Source organism: Inquilinus sp., assembly GCF_057815775.1.
In genome coordinates, this window is record NZ_JBYRFX010000102.1 from 1 (window position 1) to 4,453 (window position 4,453).

The following is a 4,453-nucleotide window of genomic DNA, read 5'->3' on the forward strand; positions in this document are numbered from 1 at the left end:
GACCGGAGCGGCGCTGCGAGCCGGGGCCCCGTGTTACGGCCCAACCGGATCTTCGGGAACCGGCAGTCGCGCCGGGATCGCCCGGCAACCGGACAAAGAAAAAGGGCCGCAGCGAACTGCGGCCCGAGTTTAGGGAGGAAACGCCCAAGAAGTGCGTTACGACAGCGGCAAAGCCGCATGTCGCAATGCACAATTTAAGTGGTTCGCCGGACAAATCAAGCGGAAAATGAATTACCCTTCTGTAACAATCGCTTAAGTGCCATTCGTGCCTAAGATATGTGCAGTTAGCACTAAATTGATGCTGCGGCGCACAAAACGACGCCCGGCCCGGCGGCCGCGGCCGATCAGACTCGTCGGATCCCCCTCTGTCGCTTCGGGCTTGCCCCGGGCGCCCGCATGGGGGAAGCATGCCGGGCCATCCCCCAGAACAGCCGGCCGGTCATGCCCGAGTCCCTCGCCCTCATCGCCGATATCGGCGGCACCAACGCCCGCTTCGCCCTGGCCGACAACAGCGGTACGCGCGACGCCAAGATCCTGCACGCCGCCGACTATCCCAGTCTGGCGGAGGCAGCTCATGCCTATCTCGACATGGTCAAGCCCGTAACCGCACCGCGGCTGGGAGCATTCGACGTCGCCAGCCCGGTCACCGGCGACCAGGTGTCGCTGACCAACGCCACTTGGTCGTTCTCGATCGCGGCGCTGCAGAAGGATCTGGGGCTGGAGCGGCTGGAGGTGATCAACGACTTCACCGCAGTGGCCCTGGCCGTGCCGCATCTGGCCGAGGCCGACCGCAGGCAGATCGGCGGCGGCGCGCCGGTCGCCGACGAGCCGATCGGGGTACTGGGGCCCGGCACCGGCCTCGGCGTTTCCGGCCTGGTGCCGAATGGCGGCCGCTGGGCCGCGCTGGCTGGCGAGGGCGGGCACGTCACCATGGCGGCGGCGAGCGAGCGCGAGGCCGCGGTGCTGGACCGGCTGCGCCACCGCTTCCAGCACGTCTCGGCCGAGCGCGTGCTGTCCGGCATGGGGCTGACCAACCTGTACGAGACGCTGTCGCAGCTCGATGGCATCGACCCGGTGTCGCGCGACGCCGCCGCGGTCACCGACGGCGCCCGCACCGGCGATCCGCATTGCGGCGAAGCGGTGAAGGTCTTCGCCTCGATGCTGGGCACGGTGGCCGGCAACCTGGCGCTGACCCTGGGGTCGCGCGGCGGCGTCCACATCGCCGGCGGCGTGGTGCCGAAGCTGGGCGACCTGTTCGATGGCGACCTGTTCCGCACCCGGTTCGAGGCCAAGGGCCGGATGCACCCCTTCGTCGCCGGCATCCCGACCTATCTCGTCACCCACCCGCTGCCGGCCTTCCTCGGCCTGCGCTCCGTGCTCGGCCTGACCTGACCGAGGGCCCCTGACCTGGAGGCCGCCGTGACTTTCGACCTCGACCGGCTGCGCGCCGACACGCCGGGCTGCGCCCGGGTGCTGCATCTCGACAATGCCGGCTCGGCCCTGCCACCGCGGCCGGTGCTGGATGCGATGCTGGACCATCTCAGGCTGGAGGCGGAGATCGGCGGCTATGCCGCGGCGAACGCGGCCGAGCCGCGGCTGGAGGGCGCTTATCGCTCGATCGCCCGGCTGATCGGCGCCGACCCGGCCGAGATCGCGATGATGGAGAACGCCACCCGGGCCTGGGACATGGTGTTCTACGGCCTGGCCTTCGAGCCCGGCGACCGGATCCTGACCGCCAAGGCCGAATACGCGTCCAACACCATCTCTTATCTGCAGGTGGCGCAGCGGACCGGCGCGGTGGTCGAGACCATCCCGGACGACGAGACCGGCCAGCTGGACGTGGTGGCGCTGGAACGGGCCGTGACAGCAACCGGCCGCGGCCCCGTCCGGCTGATCGCCGTCACCCATGTCCCGACCAATGGCGGGCTGGTCAATCCGGCGGCGGCGATCGGACAAATCGCACGCGCGCATAACATTCCCTATCTGCTGGACGCCTGCCAATCGGTCGGCCAGATGCCGGTCGATGTCGAGGCGATCGGCTGCGACATGCTGTCGGCCACGGCGCGGAAGTTCCTGCGCGGCCCGCGCGCGGTCGGCTTCCTCTATGTCCGGCAGTCGATGCTAGAGCGGATCGACCCGCCCTTCCTCGACCTCTATGCGGCCGAGATGGTGGCGCCCGACCGCTATGTCGTCCGCCCCGATGCCCGGCGGTTCGAGAATTTCGAGCGCAACTTCACCGGCATTCTCGGTATGGGCGCCGCGGTCGACTACGCCCTCGATCTCGGCCTCGACGCCATCCGCGACCGCGCCCGGGCGCTGGCCGCCCGGCTGCGGGACGGGCTGTCGGCCCTGCCCGGCGTCACGGTGCGCGACAAGGGCGCCGAACGCTCGGCCATCGTCAGCTTCACCAAGGCGGACGAGCCGGCCGACGCCCTGCACCAGCGCCTGCGCGAAGCCGGCATCAACACCAGCGTCACCCGCCGCCGCTCGACCATGTTCGACATGACCGACCGCGGCCTGGACGCCATGCTGCGGGCCTCGCCGCACTACTACAACACGGACGCCGAGATCGACCGGTTCGTGGCGGCGATCGCTCAGGCGTAACGCCGGCCGCTACTTCCCGAGGAGATACAGCACGACCTCACGCCGGTGCGGCCGGCTGCGATGCTCGAACAGATAGAGCCCCTGCCAGGTGCCGAGCACCATGCGCCCTGCCGCGACCGGGATCGACAGCTGAATCTGGGTCAGCGCCGTGCGGATATGCGCCGGCATGTCGTCCGGCCCTTCGGCGTCATGGATGTAGCGGCCCGGCTCTTCCGGCGCGATGTCCTCGAAGAACGTCGCCAGATCCGCCCGCACATCCGGGTCGGCGTTTTCCTGGATCAGCAGCGAGGCCGAGGTGTGCCGGCAGAACAGCGTCAGCAGGCCGGTGGTGATCGCCTGCGCCTCGACCCAGCGCCGCACCGGAGCCGTGATCTCGACCAGCCCCTTGCCGCGGGTGGCGATCTCGAGCGTGTGGAGGGATTGCTGCATGGCGGTCACCATTCCATTCGGCCGGATCCCGGATCAAGCCCGCGACCAGGCGGGCGGCTTTCGGCCGCGGGTGGCGGCGGCGACCTTTGCGATCCGCCCGGGATCGGCGAGAATGCGCCCTATGGCCGACGGACTCGACGATTTCTATGCCCAGATCCCGGTGTTCGACGGCTTCGCCCGGCTGACCGACCCGGCGCTGTACCGGCTGCTGCCGGACGACTGGGTGCTCGGCCTGTCCGACGTCGTCGCCTCGACCGCCGCGATCCAGGCCGGGCAGTACAAGAGCGTGAACGTGGCCGGTGCCGCGCTGATCGCCGCCGTGTCGAACGCGCTGGGCCAGCGCGACTTTCCCTTCACCTTCGGCGGCGACGGCGCCAGCTTCGCCTTGCCGCCCGAGGATGCCGAGACGGCGCGCACCGCCCTGGCAGCCACCGCGGCCTGGGTGCGCGATGATCTGGCCCTGGCGCTGCGGGTGGCGCTGGTGCCGGTGGCGGCAATCCGCGCAGCGGGATGGGATGTGCGCATCGCCCGCTACGCCCCCTCCCCCGATGTCAGCTACGCCATGTTCATGGGCGGCGGCCTGGCCTGGGCGGGGCAGGAGCTGAAGGCCGGCGCCTATGCGGTCGAGCCGGCGCCGCCCGGCACCCGCCCCGACCTGTCCGGCCTGTCCTGCCGGTGGCAGGAATTCCCAGCCCGTCACGGCCTGATCCTGTCGCTGATCGCCACCCCCGTCGTGGCCGAGAGCGAGGCGCCGTTCCAGGAGCTGGTCGGCGACATCCTGCGCATGACCGGGCGGGAGAGCGAGGCGCAGCACCCGATCTCGAACCCCAAGCGCGCCATGGGCTGGCCGCCGCCGGGCCTGGATGTCGAGGCCCGGAGTTCGCGCGGCACCCGTGAATCGGTGCTGCGCCGCAAGGCGGTGCTGGGGCTGCAGACCCTCGCCTCCTGGGCGATCATGCGGTTCGACATCTCGATCGGCGGCTTCCGGCCGGAGCGCTATCTGCGCGAGCTGGTGGCCAATGCCGATTTCCGCAAATACGACGACGGGCTGCGCATGACGCTGGACTGCACGCCGGCGCTGGCCGACCGGCTGGAGGCACGGCTGCTGGCGGCGGAGCAGGCCGGCATCGCCCGCTTCGGCCTGCACCGCCAGGATTCGGCGATCATGACCTGCTACACCCCGTCGGCGCTGCGCAGCGACCATGTCCACTTCGTCGACGGCGCCGCCGGCGGCTATGCCGCCGCGGCGACCCGGCTGAAGCTGGGACCGGGGAAGCCGTGACCAGGCCTGCCGCCGGCAACTTGTTCGACGCCCTGCCGCAGGACGCGGCCGAGGAACAGTTCATCCCGCTGCTGCAGGCCGCCGGCTTCACCCTGGAGCGCCTCGTCTCCACCGGCCAGGCCAGCCCGCCGGGCCATT

General features: G+C 70.4%; 5 protein-coding genes. 4 read left to right on the forward strand and 1 reads right to left on the reverse strand.

Annotated features, from left to right (window positions below; genetic code table 11):
- The 3 genes from AC3XYG_RS03685 to AC3XYG_RS03695 all read left to right on the forward strand — a co-directional run.
- Nucleotides 1-230 (forward strand): hypothetical protein (locus tag AC3XYG_RS03685; protein ID WP_489138459.1); only part of this gene is annotated, 230 nt, incomplete at its 5' end.
- Between the two features lie 211 nt (nt 231-441).
- Nucleotides 442-1,392, forward strand: a complete 951-nt coding sequence (gene glk, locus AC3XYG_RS03690; protein ID WP_489138460.1) for a glucokinase — start codon at nt 442-444, stop codon at nt 1,390-1,392.
- A 27-nt stretch (nt 1,393-1,419) separates the two neighbouring features.
- The gene (locus AC3XYG_RS03695) at nt 1,420-2,604 is read left to right on the forward strand and encodes an aminotransferase class V-fold PLP-dependent enzyme (protein ID WP_489138461.1); all 1,185 of its coding nucleotides are present in this window, start codon (nt 1,420-1,422) and stop codon (nt 2,602-2,604) included.
- 9 nt (nt 2,605-2,613) lie between these two features.
- On the opposite strand, the gene AC3XYG_RS03700 is transcribed toward AC3XYG_RS03695, so the two are convergent.
- Nucleotides 2,614-3,033: a secondary thiamine-phosphate synthase enzyme YjbQ gene (locus AC3XYG_RS03700; protein WP_489138462.1), complete on the reverse strand. Its 420-nt coding sequence runs from the start codon at nt 3,031-3,033 to the stop codon at nt 2,614-2,616.
- 121 nt (nt 3,034-3,154) lie between these two features.
- On the opposite strand from AC3XYG_RS03700, the gene AC3XYG_RS03705 reads away from it, so the two are divergent.
- Nucleotides 3,155-4,315, forward strand: coding sequence for a DUF3095 domain-containing protein (locus AC3XYG_RS03705; RefSeq protein WP_489138463.1), 1,161 nt, complete (start codon nt 3,155-3,157; stop codon nt 4,313-4,315).
- Nucleotides 4,316-4,453 lie beyond the last annotated feature (138 nt).